Origin of the sequence: Lelliottia sp., from assembly GCF_045627565.1 — a bacterium.
Taxonomy (GTDB): domain Bacteria; phylum Pseudomonadota; class Gammaproteobacteria; order Enterobacterales; family Enterobacteriaceae; genus Enterobacter.
The window spans coordinates 258699-276353 of sequence record NZ_JAZQNX010000026.1; the positions used below are offsets into that span (position 1 = coordinate 258699).

Consider the following 17655-nt stretch of genomic DNA (forward strand, 5'->3'; position numbering starts at 1 on the left):
TCAGGAACCCCCATGGATTACCCGCAGATTCTCTCCCCTGTTCTGAACTTCCTCCAGTGCCCGACTCCGCAAGCGTGGATCGATAAAGCCCGCGATCCCGCGAATTTACCGCTGCTGCTCACTGACCACATGGTGTGCGAGCTTAAGGCCGCGCAGACTGCGCTCCTGCTGGTGCGTAAATACGTCGCCGATAAACGCGGTGCGGATGCGTTACTCGACTGGCTCAAGCCGTACGAAGCATTCACCTTCCGCGAAGGGCCGGAACCTGATTTTGTTGCCCTGCATAAGCAGATTAGCAAAAGCGTGATGCCGAAAACCGACGACCCGTGGGGGCAGGCGCTTATCGACAGTATGGTTCTGCTGATAAAAGAAGAGTTGCACCACTTCTGGCAGGTGCGTGAGGCGATGCTGACGCGCAACATTCCGTACGTCAAAATCACCGCCAGCCGCTACGCCAAAGGCATGCTGAAAGAAGTCCGTACTCACGAACCGCTGACGCTGATCGATAAACTGATCTGCGGGGCATATATAGAAGCGCGCTCTTGTGAACGCTTCGCCGCGCTGGCGCCGTACCTGGATGACGACCTTCAAAAGTTCTATTTGTCGCTACTGCGCTCGGAAGCGCGTCATTACCAGGACTATCTGACACTTGCCCAACAGGTGAGCGACAACGATATCTCTTTACGGATACAGATTTTTGGCGAAATAGAAGCCACACTTATCTCGACACCGGACGAGGAGTTTCGCTTTCATAGCGGCCTGCCAGTGTAACCCGTCACTGCAAAAAGGATGCGAGATGAGAAGAACGTGGAAACCTATTGTCGCCGTTGCCGTACTGGCCGCCGCAGTGGCCTTCTGGGTCTATTACGACAAACAACGTCTGCAGCACACCCCTGAATATCGCCTTGATACCACGCTCAACAGTATGCCCGCGTGGCAAGTGCTCAAGGAGCAGGATCCTGCGTTCCAGGAACGTATTCGCGCTCAGATCCTGGCGATGCAGAAAGAGGGTGATTCCGAGCAGCACATCATCGACGTGATCCAGCCGCAAATTCTGCGCCTGCAGATGTCGCGGCTGCAAAATGCGCCCGACGCCAACGTGGTGGATTACATGCGAGCGAACATGGAGCAGACCGCTGCCATTCAGAAAGTGAGTGACGACGCCTGTTTCCGCTTTCTGTATCCCGATGTGAAAGGCGGTATCAATCCGCTGCGGGTGCTGGATAAACCGATGATGGAGCGCCGTATGCAGGCCGACGCCGACATGATGCGTGCCGCGTATGGTCAGAACAAACATACCGTGACGCCGCAGGAACGCGAAACGGCCGTTGCGGATGTGCGACCGATCATGAAAGAGCTGGCCGAGAAATACGGCGAGGATATTCAGCTGTTGCAAACCCCTGATCAAGCGACGGGAAAAGAGAAGGTGTCGTGCGATATGGTGCAGGAGATGTGGGCAAAGGTGCTGAAACTGCCTGAAAACCACGCCGCAGGCGTGATTCGGCTCGCGGTTTCAGAACTGGAATAGGCGTTACGCTGGTTTTTTCGACACTTAGCACCGGAATAGCGCTCTGCCGCTTGCAAGGCAGCGCGTGACAGGTATAATCCACAACGTTTCCGCATCATCCCCTTCAGTGCCGAAGTGGCGAAATCGGTAGACGCAGTTGATTCAAAATCAACCGTAGAAATACGTGCCGGTTCGAGTCCGGCCTTCGGCACCAAAAGTATGTAAATGGACCTCAACTGAGGTCTTTTTTTATGTCTAGAATCCAGCCCCCGCAAGGTTTTGCCCCGCTTTTCAGTCAACCGACGTCAATCTGAGTTACCCCACATCAACATGCTTGTGAGTATATAACCGAGTATATATGCTGGTTCGATAAAGCTTATATACTCACGGCAACATATGGAAGGAATACCATCATGGCCCTGACTGATACCAAGGTGCGTTCGGCAAAACCTGAAGCAAAGGAATACTCGCTCGTCGATGGCGACGGCATGTTTTTGTTGATACATCCTAACGGCTCCAAATATTGGCGCTTCCGTTTCCGCTTTGCTGGTAAGCAGCACCTGATGGCATTTGGTGTTTACCCCGAAACGTCACTGGCTGATGCTCGTCAAAAGAGGGAAGAGGCCAGGAGGCTTGTTGCTGCCGGCGTCGATCCTCGTGAGCATAAGCGTGCAGTAAAAGAAGAACAGGCTAAAGATGTCATCACATTTGAATCTGTTGCCAGAGACTGGCACGCTAGCAATCAAAAGTGGTCTGAGTCGCATAGTGGCCGTGTTCTTAAAAGTCTGGAAGATAATCTGTTCGATGCGATTGGTAAGCGAAATATCGCTGAGTTAAAAACCAGAGATTTACTTATTCCCATTAAAGCCGTAGAGATGTCTGGGCGTCTTGAGGTGGCGGCTCGTGTACAGCAACGAACAACAGCAATAATGCGCTTTGCCGTGCAGAGTGGCTTAATTGACTACAACCCCGCACAAGAGATCGCTGGCGCGGTCGCTACCGCTAAACGACAGCATCGTGCTGCGCTAGAACTTAATCGTATTCCTGAACTACTTCATCGTATCGACACATATACCGGCAGACCATTAACACGCTTAGCTGTGGAGCTAACGTTGTTGGTTTTCATTCGATCTAGTGAATTGCGTTTTGCACGTTGGTCAGAAGTGGATTTTGAAACAGCTATGTGGACGATTCCGGGAGAGCGTGAGCCACTGGAAGGTGTGAAGCATTCACATCGAGGATCAAAGATGCGTACTCCTCATCTTGTTCCTTTATCCCGCCAGGCTCTGACCATTCTGGAACAGATCAAAAGAATGAGTGGAAATCGAGAGCTGATCTTCGTTGGCGATCATGATCCACGTAAACCCATGAGCGAGAATACGGTGAACAAGGCGCTGCGCGTAATGGGGTATGACACGAAGGTCGAAGTTTGTGGGCATGGTTTTAGGACGATGGCTTGTAGTTCATTGATTGAGTCGGGAATGTGGTCGAAGGATGCAGTAGAACGGCAGATGAGTCACCAGGAACGTAACTCTGTGCGTGCGGCTTATATTCATAAGGCCGAGCATCTGGGGGAACGCAGGCTAATGCTGCAGTGGTGGGCGGATTATCTGGATGCGAATCGGGAGAAGGGGGTTAGTCCGTTTGATTTTGGGAGAGTCAATAAACTAAATCATTTATGATTCAATGGAGTGCGTAACTTCTTGTTAATTCATGTTCACCGAAGTCTTCCTTTGAACGACGCTATTTTAGCAATGTACCTAGGAGTTCCGGGTTAGAAGCGGTTTATGGCTTAGCCACAGAAGAATTGGTCTGATCTATTAACACTGCCGCTTCATGTAATAAAGGGAAGCAGCTAGCTTCCCTTTATTTTTTACAAAATATCAAGCTGTCCAGCGATTAGAAGCAAGCTCAGCTTGTTTCAGTATTAACTCAACTGCATCCGCTGTTTTGTCTGGTGGATATTTATATTTGCGTAGTGTCTGACGCACCAGAATCCGTAATCTTGCTCGTACACTTTCACGTATCTGCCAGTCTACAGTGGTGGATTGGCGTAGCTTTAAAGTGACCTCAATTGCTAGTTTTTTTAGTATATCATCGCCCAATTCCCTAACGGCACTTTCATTTTCAGCCAGTGCATCGTAGAAGGCAATTTCGTCTGGATCCAGACCAAGTGCATCGTCACGAGCCATGGCTGCTTGAAACTCTTTTGCCATCTGGATCAATTCTTCTATAACTTGAGCAGTTTCAATAGCACGGTTATTGTATTTGAGCAGCACAGCTTTAAGTCGATCGGAGTATTTCTTTTCTTGAACGACATTATTATTAGTGCGAGCATGAATTCCATCATTCAGAAGTTTTTGGAGAAGTTCTACGGCTAGGTTTCGTTGTGGCATATCGTGTACTTCCTGTAAAAATTCGTCAGAAAGTAAGCCGATATTAGGCTTATCTAGCCCAGCAAGTGCAAACACATCATCTACACCGGTGGCGATAATGGCATTGTCTAGAATACGACCCAGCAAAGAGTTTTTCTCAGACTGGCTGAGTTTTTTATCAGTGGAGGTGAGTTTAATAATTGCTACTTTCACTGCTGAAAGGAAAGCCAGCTCTTTCTGCATCGGTTTTGCTTCATCTAGAGTACTACACAGTGACCATGCTTTGTTCAGCGCAAGTACAACGTCAAAATAACGTTTTTTTCCGTCCTTAAGTCCCAGAATATAATTTGCTGCATCAAGAAGAACATATTGCGGGTTATTCTCAAATACTGAATAATCTAAGCCAGCATCGGTAGTAGTTTTAGCGAACATACTGTGAATAACATCGAGCTTTTCCATCATAACTGAAAAAACGTCACTGGCATCAATCGTTGTTCGACCTTTACCTTTGGAGTCAGTATATATTTTCAGAGCTTGTTTTAACTCATTGGCAATACCAATGTAATCTACAACCAGCCCCCCCGGTTTATCTTTAAAAACTCGGTTTACGCGAGCGATAGCCTGCATCAGATTATGACCACGCATTGGTTTATCTATATACATGGTATGACAGCATGGCGCGTCAAACCCGGTAAGCCACATATCACGCACTATGACCAGCTTTAGCGGATCGTTAAGATCTTTAAACCGTGATTCCAGCCGTTTTTTGGTCTGCTTATTGTAGATGTGCGGCTGGAGGTGACTTAAATCCGAAGCCGAGCCTGTCATGATGATTTTTATTTCACCCTTATCGACATCCTCGCTATGCCATTGTGGACGCAATGAAACAATAGCATCATACAGCTTCACACATATTTCACGGCTCATGGCAACAATCATCGCCTTACCGTACAGCATGGCATTACGCGCCTCAAAATGCTGGACTAGATCGGCGGCAACTAGACTGATCCGAGTTTCAGAACCAACCAGTTTTTCCAGGCGACTCCAATCTCCCTTGGTTTTCTCTCTTTGATCCGTCTCTTCGTCTTCAACAAGCTCATCGACTTGCTCGGACAGCGCTTCCAGTTCTTCATAATTGAGATCGAGTTTCGCCAATCTCGATTCGTAGTATATCGGGACTGTCGCGCCGTCTTCTACTGCATCCTGAATATCGTAGATTGACACATAATCACCAAATACTGCGCGGGTATCTTTGTCTTCAAATGAAACAGGTGTTCCGGTGAAGCCGATAAACGATGCATTCGGCAGCGCATCACGCATGTGTTTCGCGTAACCATACTTGTAACTTCCAGTGCCATGGTCCAGAGTGGCACTCAGGCCATATTGACTACGGTGAGCTTCATCAGAGATCACTACGATATTGCTGCGCTGATTTAGCACCGGATGTGTTTGTTCATTGTCCAGTGGTGCAAATTTCTGCACAGTGGTAAAAATAATACCTCCTGATTCGCGCATATTGATTAACTCGCGAAGCTGATCACGGTCAGTTGCTTGTAATGGCTCTTGCTTAAGTAAATCCTGCGCCTGACAAAACGTGGCATACAGTTGCCCGTCAAGATCGTTACGGTCAGTTACCACCACGATCGTTGGATTATTCATCTCCACCTGTTGTAGTAGTTTCCCTGCATAACAACACATGGAAATACTTTTTCCTGAGCCTTGAGTGTGCCATACCACCCCAGCTTTTTTACTACCAGGAATAATGTTGCTGCGTAAAGGTAAACGCTTACCGGTGGATGCAACGATCGTTGCCGCAACCGCTTCACGCACTGCATGGAACTGATGGTAGGCGGCAATTTTTTTAATAATTCTTTTGCCATCACTTTCAAACAGTACGAAGTAGCGAATGTAGTCAAGCAGTAGTTTCCGGTTAAAAAATCCTTTAACTACTGTTTCCAGTTGCCAATCAAATTGTGGTTTATCCTCTTCATTGGTTAATGTTTTCCAAGGGAGAAAGCGTTCTTTGTTAGCTGTAAGAGAACCAATTCGAGCATTATAGCCATCACTAACTACAAGCACCTCATTGCAAATAAACAAATCACTGAGTTCGCTTTTATAAGTCTGTAATTGATTAAACGCTGACCAGATATCAGCTTGAGCATCGATTGGGCTTTTCAATTCGATGACTATCATGGGCAGGCCGTTGATATAGCCGATCACATCAGGACGACGCATCTGCTTCGTTCCTTGGATGAATAACTGATTGACTACTGTAAAGCGGTTATGATGTGGCTTATTAAAATCTATTAGTAGCGCTTTATCATGAATGACTTTATCGTCTTGCTTGTACTGCACTGGCACGCCTTCGAGTAGCAAATGATGGAAGGCTTTGTTATTAGCAACTAGGTCTGGGCTATCTGCATGAGTGATACGAATTATCACCTCCTCCAACACAAAAGTAGGAAGATGCGGGTTGATCTTTTGTAATTGAGTTAATAATACAGGACGCAAAAAAACATCATGGAACGAAGTCCTGAGTGGATCTTTGCCATCATGAGCAATAACTGGCCCGTGTAAAATTTCCCATCCTTCTTGTGCAAACCATTGTAAACAGGAAACTTCTAATGTGGTTTCATTCATCAGTGTTCCCCTCAATTAATTTTTCAAGCAATGCTTCTAGGCACTCATTGTGATCATCTGTATACCAAATGGGGAAAATATTAGCTTTAGCAAGTTCCTTTTGTCTGCTAATGCGCTCAGCTTCATTCTCTAATTTCAGAAAGGCATAATGTCTCGGCATATTTGAATGACCTTTTTGATGCATTAGTTCTCTAAGGCAAAGAATAGTTCTATCTACTGTCAAACTGCACCCTAAGAATAATAATGAATTATGTGAAAGCACTTCAATAACATCGATAAGACCACGTGATTCTTGATAGTGACTAATGTATTCTTCTTTTGTTAAAATTCGTCCTCGGGTGTTAGTTGCTACACCGTGTAATTTCAATAGGACAGTTTTTCCTTCTGCCAAAATTTTTGGGAGAAGAAGGGCGTCTTTGCCTATTAGAATTTCATCAAAATTGATATTCTCAGCCGAGTAGCATCGGTCTATTACATTGTCAAAATTTGTAGTTATAACACTTTTTTTAAAAACTGAAGGAATTCTTTGGATGACACCATTAATTATCCTGGTGGCAGAAAAAATATTTTCTATCTGTTCAAAAAAACTTCCGGGAGTTAAGTTTTCTAATAATAATTGAGCTGCTTCTTCGTAATCACCTGATTTGATAACATGATCGAATTTTTCTTCTTCTATTTCTGATTGTTTATGTAATTTATAAAGAAAGTCTGTCCACCCTGGATAGTTGCTGGGGATAGATAAACCAGCTCCGATAAAAGGAATAAGCATACCTCTGGTATAAATACCTTTAATGTTATTAAATCTGTCCTCTTGATCAAATTGCTCTAATATTTCATCAGCCTTTTCAATAAAAGTTACTTTTCTTTGGTCTAACCATTCTAAATATGCCTCATTATAAAGAGATTCATCAAGAGTTTGCAGTATAATATCCCTTAAAAAATTACTTCCTGCGATACTAACACCTCCTTCTTCGTTAAGATAATCGCGAAATAATTTATCATAATACTCCATTGGAAATCTCCTCAATAGAAATTTCTCCTGAAAGGAGTTTAGGTGTTATTGCCTCCCGAATATTTATTAATTCCCTTGTCTGCTTACAGTTGTTTTCAATGAATAAATATAACAACTTTACTTTTTGAGTATAAACGTTAACAAGATGAGCCGGAGGCTTTACCAATGGTATCGGGTTGAAATTTTTCTTACTTATTTCAGCAAACGTTGTGCCGCTCGCTCTAGCCAATATTTCTGGCATGTTTGCCGCACACCATTGTAACACGAACTCAGGGGAGAGCTCATAGCTACATTTCATTGCAATATATCCTTGGTTAATTGCAATAGGTATTTTTGAAATAGCTAGATAGCCAACTGGGGCACGGGATGACATTAAAACAGTATCAACTGGAAGCAATCCGGAAGATATTTTACTTAATCCAGATTGAGTTATTCTTCTCTCTGTGTGGATCAAAATTTTATCTTGCAGACCTGATAAGTCTTTCGGGGTAGTCCAGTGTATGTCACCATTATCCCAAAATTCAGATATTTTAGTAGAAGGTGTTCCTCCACCAACAATATCTATTTCTTTCCCAATTTCAGAGATAGTCCATTTTTCAGGAATCTTTCCAAACTTACTTTCTTGCAATGCTGATGGAAATAGATTTGCTGTGGCATGAAGTTCCGAATTCTGCATAGGATGTTCATGCTCAAAAACTACCAGTTCATCAGCATCTTTTCCTGAGATCGCAGCTATGGCAGCAAGTGTTGCATCCTCATGAGAACCACCTGCTTCAAGTACCCTAATTTTGGCTTTAACTGGTTCAAAATCGATAAACCAGCTTTTGAACAAGGCTTGAGCCATGAGTTCGAGAGTTTGGTTAACATCCTCATTAATCTTTATTTTTTCATTAAACAGGCTGAGAAAGGCCCCAATATCCTCTCTAACTTTAGATGATTTAGGAACTGTAACTTGGATGCTATTGAGAATTTTCTGGTTAATTAAAGGCTGACCAGAGCCTGAGCTCATTGAATTAATATTTAGCTTTGTTAATAGAAAATACCAAAAATCCGATTCATTTTTATTTTTTAGAGCACCAATGATCGCATTATCTGTAACCCAGCAAGCTTTCTTTGATTGATAAACGCTTCCACAATATGAGCCAACTCGCCCAATGATCAAGCTAAATTCAGGAGCATTTTTTTCAGCACACTGGCCTATTACTCCATTTGAACCGTATACATCAAACTCGCCTTTAGGATCCCTATCTGGCGATGATTTACCATTTCTGAAATTAATAAAATCACTAAGATTGGCTTGAATCATCTCAAAACTCATAGCCAAGCCCTCCCAGCTTTGTTTTAATCTCTACTTCAAGACGAGCACTTTCTTCCAGTTGTTCTTTAAGCTGTGCAGTCATTCTAGCCATTTTCTCCGCAAACGGCTCATCATCTTCATCTTGTTCGGCAGCACCCACATAGCGGCCCGGAGTCAGTACGAAGTCGTTTTTCTGAATATCTTCAAAGGAGGCAGAGAAACAGAACCCGGCAATATCTTCGTAATCTTTATCAGCTTGCCAAGCGTGGAAGGTATCTGCAATTTTGGCTATATCTTCCCGGGTAAAATCACGCAGTACCCGATCTTTCATGAAGCCAATCTGACGGGCATCAATAAACAAAACCTCGCCTTTACGGTGTGCTTTACCGTTACCCCCGGATTTATCTTTGGTGAGGAACCATATACAGGCCGGAATTTGGGTGTTGGTAAATAGTTGCCCAGGAAGGGCTACCATACACTCAACTAAATCGGCTTCAAGCAGATTGCGGCGGATTTCACCTTCGTTGTTAGTATTTGAGCTCATCGAGCCATTCGCCAGAAGGAGCGCCATCGAGCCTTTTGAAGCCAAATGGTGAATCATATGCTGCATCCATGCAAAGTTAGCGTTTCCCTGAGGAGGTGTGCCGTATTTCCAGCGCACATCGTTTTCCAGTTTTGCACTCCACCATTCTTTCATATTGAATGGGGGGTTTGCCATCACAAAGTCGGCGCGGAGGTCAGGATGCTGATCGTCCAGTAGAGTATCGGCGTTTTTATTGCCGAAATTAAAGTCGATCCCTCGGATCGCCATGTTCATCGCCGCAAGCTTCCATGTTGTCGGGTTCGATTCCTGACCATACACTGAGATATTACGCTTCTGCTCAGCGGCGTTGTAATGCTTCTCTCCTGCATGCTCTTCTATAAAACGGTCACTGGAGACAAAAAATCCGCCTGAACCCATTGCTGGATCATACACTCGGCCGTTGTAGGGTTGCAGCATTTCGACAATCAGGGTAACGATACTTTTCGGCGTGTAGTACTGGCCACCCTGTTTCCCTTCAGCCAGCGCGAATTGCCCAAGGAAATATTCATAAACGTGACCGAGAATATCTTTGCTTTTTAAACTCAGTTTCTCGCCGTTATATTCCGGATTGCTGAAGTTGGCGTCGGAAAAGGTGTTAATTAGGCCGGTCAATACGTCATTGCTCAGCTGGTACTGACTGATGCGGTTCAGAATACCTTTCAGCTTTGAGTTGGTTTTTTCGATTTCATCGAACGCATTGTCCACCAGCCAAGAAACCGAACGCAGTTTCACGTCTTGGCCGGTCGTTTCATCTACCCACAGCACAGTGCCGGTCGGTAGCATAGCTTTATTTTTCAGCGTTTCCCAGCGAGCGGCTTTAGGTACCCAAAATACGTTTTTCTCAGTGTAATAATCTTCCACTTCGAGCTCGTCTTGGATTGCTAGCGAGTACTCTTCTTCTGTGTCGTAATCTTCGCGTGAGATTGCATAGATATTGTCGGGATTTCCGACACTGCGAAATAAAGTGATCAGCTCCTGCTGGCGGGCTTCGAAGGCATCGGAGACATACTTAAGAAAGATTAACCCTAAAACCACATGCTTGTAGTTGGCTGCGTCCATATTGGCACGAAGCTTGTCGGCGGCCTTCCAGAATTTGTTATCCAGCTCATTAAGAAATAGCTGCTCGGCGTTATTCATGTAAATCCTTAAGTTAGATAACAGTTGCCCTACATCTTGCACTGCTATGAAATTGTATTTGTGATGAACTGTGCAAAATGATACCTGTAACGAGAGGATTGGCAAACGATGCTACGCAAAGAATTGTTACTAAATTCAGGCTGAGAAGCTGATTTTTTGACCTGAAATGGTCAATTTATGAAGGTTGAAAAGTGTCAAAACATTCATTGAAGGATTAAAATGTGTGCAGTAAACACATCAGCGAGCATGGTCATCGATTGCCTTAACCTACACGCAACCAAGAAAAGGTCTCTGCCAGCTTTTACTTCAGTATATGTATTAAACCGTTCTATAAGCTGGACACATCACTCGCCCACATCACTCGCCCACATCATCCTCTCCCCGCGCTTTGCTGTTATCTGGTATGGCACAACCCATAGTTTCAAACTGTCCGAGAAAGAAAAATGCTGCTGTATCGGTTGGCTAAAATCATCATGCGCAGGGTAAATCAGATACATCTCGCCTGTTCCACCAAGGTATTTTTGGCCATAGGCAAACATTTGATAGAAGTCAGATTGCGCCAGCCCGTACAGTGATTTTTTTTGATCGTTGCTGTTCACCAGCTTCCATTTTGTATCCATCACCATTTTGGTTTGAACCGGTTGACGTGACTGAATCAACAAGTCTGGGCGAAGCTTAAAGCAATCTTGAAGTCCGTGCTTAACAAGGGAATAAGTGGAAATCTGTGGCTGAACTTCAAGGTGAGGAGGAAGCTCGTAGGGGAGGGTTTGTGCAACAAATGATTCAAACACTGCTTCCATAGGGAACAAGAGGGATATCGCTTTGGTATTTCCCTGCAAGGCAGTCGGGCTCATTCCGCTCAGGATCAATTGTGCCCACGCCATTGGCTCGTTGTAATGAGCCATACCACGCTCGAGGCGTAAGTTGTTTATATCACTTTCAATATCCCGACTAAGTGGAATACCGTCAAAAGCAAAGCGCAATTCGTAAAGCCAGCGTTGATTCTCAGATGACAGCTGCAGACTAAGTAACTTATTCAGTGCGGAGTGTAAGAGCCGGTTGGCTGCACAATCAGGCATATAGTCATCATAATCGACACAAAACTTATGGCGATTCACCGCGTTATGTCGCAGCTGTGCAGAAAGCATTAGCTTGCCCTTCATAAAAGCCAGATTACCTTGCTCGCTCACATAGTCGGAGCGTAAACCTTGTTTAAGCAATTGGCTGACGCTAAGCAAAAACTGACTGATAAAAATCTCAAGCAAAGGCATGCGCTGAGCCTGTAGAGTTGCCTGCTGGGTTTGAATATGCCGAAACCCAGGCAGATGGCTTAACATCGTAAACAATGTTTCTCGCGCACTTGCAGTTGTGAGGTTTTTACCAACCTTGGGCAGTATCTCAAGCTGGAAACCGTGAGGTGTTGAAAGCATCCCCGCGTAGTTTTGCACCTGAAGCAATTTGAAGCCTGAGCGAGAAGTGAGTTTGAGAAACTGGCTTCCTTGAATGCTTGTTAGGCTAAGAGCTTCTAAATAATCAAAGACCTGTTGAGGGACCAGCTTTGCGCCCACTGATGCCGCTTTTCCACTCCCCAGCAGGTCATATTCAAAAACTGAGATAACTTCACCCATGGTTTAAAGCCTGCTCATCAGGAGTGGTCTGCTGGGGCTGATAAATTGAACGATAAGCCTGTGGCATATTCCAGATCTCTTGATCAAATGCAGCGAGCTCGTAGGCTGTCGATTGATGATCATGACGTCTTAAACCATGGTTGTTACCAAAAAGAGAATCCAGATCGTCGGTTTTCTCAGTCACGAATTGTATACTGTCGTCTTGTTTCTGGTTGTCTGCCAGCACCAGCCTGATCTTGTTCCAGTCGTCGAAAAAGTATTCCTGCAACAGCGGGATGATCTTTTTCTGGAATGCGATCTTCAATTGTTTAAACGCAACTTCTTCATCACCGGCATCGAGTGCATTTTTTACCGGCATAAAGAACGCATGCCCCAGCGTATGTTCTCGATCGTAAAGTGCTTCAATGCGGCTGTTGAGTTCCTCTAACAACGACTCGAGCTCTATGCCTTTCACCTTAGCCCCACTCAGTAAAGAGAGATCTGGCATCATTTCGACAAAGTCAAAGCGACGGCGCAAAGCCGTGTCCATCAGAGCTAAAGAACGGTCCGCTGTATTCATAGCTCCAATAATGTCGACATTGGCGGGTACGCTGAAGTGATCACCGCTATAAGACAGTTGCAAGCTCATTGCATTGGACATACCCGCACGCTTGTCTACTTCAATGAGTGAGATTAGTTCACCAAAGATCTTGGATATGTTTCCGCGATTGATCTCATCAATGAAAATGGCGTAGCGATGTGCTGGATCGGCATTAGCACGCTGACACAGCCGCATAAAGATACCCGGCTCAATGGGATAAGAGATATTGCCACTTTCGTCAGAGCGAGCGCGGATACCCTCAATAAATTCTTCATAGCCGTAAGATTGGTGGAACGTAACCACTGCAAAACGCTGGATGGCTTCGGCAGATTTAGGGCCCTGTTTTAACTCAGCATATAGAGAAAGCAGCTCATCAACTTGCTCTAACTGGGATTCAACCAGGAACCATTCACTATCGGCAGTTTTGTCGAAGATCGCTGGTTCACGGCGGCCTTTGTAAGCGACTGTAGTTGATCCCGGTATGGTGAAGGATTGCAACGTTGCCCAAGCAGTTTGTGAAAAGTTGCTACTACGGCCATTTAATAGTGCTTTCCGTTGAAACCACTTATGTTCAATAATTTGGCGAACTTTTGCTCGTTTACCAAGATCGAGCAACACCAGAGTTATGACCTGCATCCAGTTCAACGATTCAAGGCGAGAATCCAGCCAGGCATCTCGATCGGCTGGTACAGCATGAGAGGTGTACTCTTTCATTTTTTGCTGTAACGTGAAGGTCTTGCCAGTGCCTGGGGGGCCAAAGAAGATCACATTAGTTGGTGAATGTTGTAGGGTATTAATTTCGGTGAGTTCCCTACTGGCTGTTGATGTTGTATCGGACACTTTCTCCTGCTTTTGTTCGTTATCGCGTTGACGGAGCAATTCATAGAGATCCCAGATAGCCATATTTACGTAATATGGATCTGCATTCGGGGATTTAGAGTGGATGGCTTGCTTCAATTCATGGTTTTTCTGCAGCCAACTTCCATTCAGTTCCAAACCTAGGCTGAACATCTTATTTAAGAAATCTGCCACTTTTGTAAACGCATTCTCATCCACGGCACTGGTGCAGATTTCTGGCAAAAAAGCGGCAAAAACGCGGTTTCTCAAACTCCAATACATACGCTTAAGTAGCCCGGTTTCTTTGGCCTTCTGCAGAGCACTGCCTACGTATTGATAGGTAGATTCATCTGGTTGCTGACGAACGCGTTCGGTTAGTTCTCTAAGCAGTGGCAGACTTTGCTGATATTCCGCCAATGAAGGGACACCCTGACGAATGCTAGCAATGCCGTTATCACGTTCATACCAAAGCCGTTTGAGCAAATCTTCAGATCCAGGTGCCGTGAATGTTGGGACTTGCTGTAGCAGCCCCGTAAATTCACGGTATCGCTGATTCCACCTGGAAGGTTCATAATTTTCATTTTCTGCCAGGGTATCAATCAATTCACTGAGCGTCAGCTTGCCTGCCTCGACACTATCTACAAGAGTCATCGTGACCTTTCCTCTGCGGCGACATTGCTTATTTTTTAACGAAGATGATGCGTTCTAATTGCGTTAAGTAAATCCATGAGGCTGGTAGAACAACATCAGCGGCTTGCATACTTCCAAAAGACTCTTACTCGATAGGGTATCTGAATTGGTAATATTCCTTTCGCGGTGGGAAGGTCGGTATTTCATCGCCTCTCGGATCCCTTACAGCGTCCCATGACCACCAAGTGTCACCAAACTCTTGCTGATACCATTTTTCTTTCACAGCCCTGTGCTGTAAATAATCCTCAGTATCACGTCCCCATACTTCGAGAGGAACGAAGTCTGTACCATTGACATCCGTAAGTATGAAGTCGGGATGGTACTGATCTTCCGCAGAATCATAAATCAATGGCTTGATAAACTGGCGTCGTTCCTTAGCTAGCTTTTCTTCAATGATCCCTTCGAAAGATGAATCAAGTGGGATCCATCGTTCACTCACCATCATTAAAACCACCTGACGAACACAGGCGGAAAAATATTCCTGGCCAGACTTTTTAGATGTTTTTTTGACTGGCACGTCGGTGACAGCAATAGCAATAATTTTACCACCACGCTGCCACCATGCTACATCCCGTGGAAATCTGGCTAAGGAACTTTCCCAACGGGATTTATCGATTGTTAGATAAGGCATCCCTGCAGGGGGACTGCTCTTTGTGGTTCCTGCCAAAGGCAGATTATTGCCAACATTCAGAGTTGGAGACCATGCTTTAAGTTCTGAGATAACGATCAGACGGCGACTTTTCGCACATGCGTAATTCACAGCTTTCTTATTGGCATGCTCGTTTCCTTGGCGCAATAGAACATCGGCCAGAACTGTGTGGCTTTGTTTAATGCTACTGGCTTCCTTAAACAAACGGCTCATTACTGTTGTCAGTCTTCTCTTTCCTTCCAGAGATGGAGCCCATTCGTTTAGCCCTGTGTTTTCCCAAAGCAAATGAAGAAGACCTAACATCTTCATTTTCCTAAGACGTTCGACTTGCTTTCTTTCCCTTGGAGGATGTATTGCAGGCGGAGCTGCGCGTTCAGGGTCCGCCGTCGATACGCGTAACGAAAAATCTAATCCGATACGAAGGGTTCCGTCCTCCTCTTCCCTGACAGCCGCTGATGAATATGCTTTTGCACCACCATCAGTATTTATACGAGAGAAGTATGAGCAGGATGGTTTGTGCCGAGGACCGGTGTTTGGGTTACGACAGAGAGTAAATGGACCGGAGCCTTTGTTGCTTCTGACATAAAGCTTAAGTTCCTGAGCTGGATCACAGCAGCAGGTCGCAATGTAATTGCGGTTATCCCTGGCGAGTTTAAGTGAGTGCTGGAAAAAGTTGGGTGGCGTGGATTTTTGTTGCTCAGGCGAAAAGTAATACGGTTTTTCTTTATCAAGAAGATGTACGCAGACCTTTGGCTGTTGCTTCCTTTCCATTGACTTCACCTTTGTGATTGTCTTCCAGTTGATGTTTTATCGCATTCGCCATGATTGTTCAAATATCCCACATTTAAATAATGGGTTATAGATCTGCAAGTCGCAGCGCCAAAACTCAGATGGTAAGAACTAGGCACTAACGGCATAGATCCAATCTTCACATTGCGGGCATACCTTTTCACCATTCCAACAGATATGGCACCAGCAACAACGCCAATTTTGCTTAGTCGTTTTGCAGGGAAGGTGACGGGAGTTTCCAGGTCGTAGATGAGCGAACGTTACGCGTAGAGTCTGTTTTGGAGGTTTACTCCCAATGGCTAAATTATTTGCAGATTTGCTGTAGAGGCAAGTTGTAAGTAATTTTGCAGTCTCCAGACGCAGTGGCGTATGAACAAAGCTTTTTACTCCTGTAAGTTCATCAATAACAACGCTGATTTTCAGTCTGCAGCATTCGCAGAACAGGATATCGTAATCCTCTTGTATCCGACCTGAGCCTTTATCCACACTCGTTGCATCAACCGCCAGACTTTGTTTACACCGCATTGGTGCCCGGTATCCCGCAGATCGAGATAGATCTTGCGATATCCATAAACACAGCCCGATTCCAGCCAGAACTGCTTGATATGCCCCGTCAGCTTCAGATCAGCATGATACCGTCGTGAATGTGGCTGCTTAAGCCAGGCGTAAAACCCACTCGGATGCACATCCAGCACCTGGCAGAGCAGGCGGACAGGCCAGCAACGATTGTTGTCACGGATAAAGGCGTACCTCAGTCGGACAGCTTTGCGAAGTACGCCGCGGCTTTTTTTAATATGTCCCGTTCGTCAGTAACCCGCTTTAACTCCTTCTGAAGTCGGCGGATCTCGGCCTGAGTATCTGACTGCTCTTTGTTAGTCGAGGAGTCCGGCCCGAACTTCTTTATCCAGGCGTAAAGACTGTAGGTAGTAATATCGAGACGTGTTGCGACGCTGGAAACAGAATGGCCACGCTCAACAACCTGTTTTACCGCTTCAATTTTAAACTCTTCGGGATAACGTTTACCGCTCATGGGCACCTCTCTTTAAGTCATCTTAAATGACTCTGGGGTGTCTGTTAAACCTGTGGCGATTCAGTGTTTACTTCTTGCCGTTAGGCTTGAGCAGTTCGCCCGGCTTAAGCTTGAACAGCTCGTCGTCACGGGTGGAGTAACGAACCGTCCCGTCCGACATCAGATAAGCGCCCTCGGTGAATCCCGCGCCGTTCAGGAATGGTGCCACCGCGTCAGGTTTATTGTTGAACGCCGCTTCCAGCGCAAGCAGTGCGTACGGCGCAATATGGTCGATGTTGGTAAACTCAGCCTGCGGATCGTCAACGAAGAAGCCGTTCACGCGCTGAGTGCTGAGGATGTTTTGCCCCACGCGATCCGCCAACGTCAGATACGCCTTTTGCCCCGTCGCCTGCCACAGGTCGATCAGCGCAAAAATGGCGTAGGGCTCGTGGTTATCCGTCTGCATATTCAGCTTGAGCTTCTCACCGCCAGGTTCGCCGATATCACCAAGATTCTGGCCTTTGGCGATGCCGCGCGCGACTTTCCAGATGGCATGATCCGGCTCCAGCGTCCACGCACGGGCGTAGGAAAGCAGGAACTCATTACCCGCAGGATAGGCTTTCAGTGTTGTGCTTTTTTTGCCGTAGTAGCCGTCCCGTTTTAAGACGTAGCCGGAGAGATCGGTTCCATTGGCTAACATGGGACGGAAGCTATTGGTCGGCTCATCATAGGCGTAGGTGGCGAAGGCTTTCAGGCCATCCAGCGTCCATTTTTTGAGATCGTTACCGTCATTACCCAGCTGTTTTGCCAGCGCCAGCTGCATCAGCGCGTTTTCGGAATAGAGCGTGCTGGTCCTGCCTTTCAGCAGCATATTGCCTTCAAGTGCGTCGGCGCCCAGTTCCGGGCCGAACTGACGCTGGGC

General features: G+C 45.7%; 10 protein-coding genes, 1 tRNA gene and 2 pseudogenes. 4 read left to right on the forward strand and 9 right to left on the reverse strand.

Going from position 1 to position 17655, the window contains the following annotated elements; all coding sequences use genetic code 11:
• Positions 1-12 precede the first annotated feature (12 nt).
• The 4 genes from miaE to ACKI5T_RS15325 all read left to right on the forward strand — a co-directional run bounded on the left by miaE (position 13) and on the right by ACKI5T_RS15325 (position 3189).
• A complete protein-coding gene (miaE, locus tag ACKI5T_RS15310) occupies positions 13-771 on the forward strand; it encodes a tRNA isopentenyl-2-thiomethyl-A-37 hydroxylase MiaE (protein WP_407438511.1) in 759 nt (252 codons plus the stop codon).
• A 25-nt stretch (positions 772-796) separates the two neighbouring features.
• Entirely contained in the window at positions 797-1528 is a 732-nt protein-coding gene (locus ACKI5T_RS15315) for a topoisomerase II (protein WP_407438513.1), read from the forward strand.
• 108 nt (positions 1529-1636) lie between these two features.
• Positions 1637-1721: transfer RNA gene (locus tag ACKI5T_RS15320), tRNA-Leu, on the forward strand.
• Between the two features lie 199 nt (positions 1722-1920).
• On the forward strand, positions 1921-3189 hold the full coding sequence (locus tag ACKI5T_RS15325) for a tyrosine-type recombinase/integrase (protein WP_407438515.1): 1269 nt from the start codon (positions 1921-1923) through the stop codon (positions 3187-3189).
• A 201-nt stretch (positions 3190-3390) separates the two neighbouring features.
• Here ACKI5T_RS15325 and ACKI5T_RS15330 read toward each other — a convergent pair whose 3' ends face one another.
• The 9 genes and pseudogenes from ACKI5T_RS15330 to ACKI5T_RS15370 all read right to left on the reverse strand — a co-directional run.
• Positions 3391-6522 (reverse strand): type I restriction endonuclease subunit R, encoded by a 3132-nt coding sequence (locus ACKI5T_RS15330; RefSeq protein WP_407438516.1) that lies wholly within the window; start codon positions 6520-6522, stop codon positions 3391-3393.
• A complete protein-coding gene (locus tag ACKI5T_RS15335) occupies positions 6515-7534 on the reverse strand; it encodes an SIR2 family protein (protein ID WP_407438517.1) in 1020 nt (339 codons plus the stop codon). The genes ACKI5T_RS15330 and ACKI5T_RS15335 overlap by 8 nt, the downstream gene beginning before the upstream one ends.
• The gene (locus ACKI5T_RS15340) at positions 7521-8852 is read right to left on the reverse strand and encodes a restriction endonuclease subunit S (RefSeq protein ID WP_407438519.1); all 1332 of its coding nucleotides are present in this window, start codon (positions 8850-8852) and stop codon (positions 7521-7523) included. The genes ACKI5T_RS15335 and ACKI5T_RS15340 overlap by 14 nt, the downstream gene beginning before the upstream one ends.
• Positions 8842-10551 (reverse strand): type I restriction-modification system subunit M, encoded by a 1710-nt coding sequence (locus ACKI5T_RS15345; protein ID WP_407438521.1) that lies wholly within the window; start codon positions 10549-10551, stop codon positions 8842-8844. Before ACKI5T_RS15345 ends, ACKI5T_RS15340 begins: the two co-directional genes overlap by 11 nt.
• A 344-nt stretch (positions 10552-10895) precedes the next feature.
• The gene (locus ACKI5T_RS15350) at positions 10896-12179 is read right to left on the reverse strand and encodes an McrC family protein (protein WP_407438523.1); all 1284 of its coding nucleotides are present in this window, start codon (positions 12177-12179) and stop codon (positions 10896-10898) included.
• Positions 12172-14247, reverse strand: coding sequence for an AAA family ATPase (locus tag ACKI5T_RS15355; RefSeq protein ID WP_407438525.1), 2076 nt, complete (start codon positions 14245-14247; stop codon positions 12172-12174). Before ACKI5T_RS15355 ends, ACKI5T_RS15350 begins: the two co-directional genes overlap by 8 nt.
• 124 nt (positions 14248-14371) lie before the next feature.
• Positions 14372-15706, reverse strand: coding sequence for a DUF1173 family protein (locus ACKI5T_RS15360; RefSeq protein ID WP_407438527.1), 1335 nt, complete (start codon positions 15704-15706; stop codon positions 14372-14374).
• A 473-nt stretch (positions 15707-16179) separates the two neighbouring features.
• Positions 16180-16754, reverse strand: a pseudogene (locus tag ACKI5T_RS15365) (transposase); the annotation flags it as partial.
• Between the two features lie 67 nt (positions 16755-16821).
• Positions 16822-17655 (reverse strand): annotated as a pseudogene (locus ACKI5T_RS15370) (pectate lyase); the annotation flags it as partial.

Excerpts from the sequence above, each read along its gene's own strand:
- ACKI5T_RS15335 (WP_407438517.1), bottom strand. The coding sequence starts at position 7,534 with ATGGAGTATTATGATAAATTATTTCGCGATTATCTTAACGAAGAAGGA.
- ACKI5T_RS15315 (WP_407438513.1), top strand. The coding sequence starts at position 797 with ATGAGAAGAACGTGGAAACCTATTGTCGCCGTTGCCGTACTGGCCGCC.
- ACKI5T_RS15360 (WP_407438527.1), bottom strand. The coding sequence starts at position 15,706 with ATGGAAAGGAAGCAACAGCCAAAGGTCTGCGTACATCTTCTTGATAAA.
- ACKI5T_RS15350 (WP_407438523.1), bottom strand. The coding sequence starts at position 12,179 with ATGGGTGAAGTTATCTCAGTTTTTGAATATGACCTGCTGGGGAGTGGA.
- ACKI5T_RS15345 (WP_407438521.1), bottom strand. The coding sequence starts at position 10,551 with ATGAATAACGCCGAGCAGCTATTTCTTAATGAGCTGGATAACAAATTC.
- ACKI5T_RS15355 (WP_407438525.1), bottom strand. The coding sequence starts at position 14,247 with ATGACTCTTGTAGATAGTGTCGAGGCAGGCAAGCTGACGCTCAGTGAA.
- ACKI5T_RS15340 (WP_407438519.1), bottom strand. The coding sequence starts at position 8,852 with ATGAGTTTTGAGATGATTCAAGCCAATCTTAGTGATTTTATTAATTTC.
- ACKI5T_RS15330 (WP_407438516.1), bottom strand. The coding sequence starts at position 6,522 with ATGAATGAAACCACATTAGAAGTTTCCTGTTTACAATGGTTTGCACAA.
- miaE (WP_407438511.1), top strand. The coding sequence starts at position 13 with ATGGATTACCCGCAGATTCTCTCCCCTGTTCTGAACTTCCTCCAGTGC.
- ACKI5T_RS15325 (WP_407438515.1), top strand. The coding sequence starts at position 1,921 with ATGGCCCTGACTGATACCAAGGTGCGTTCGGCAAAACCTGAAGCAAAG.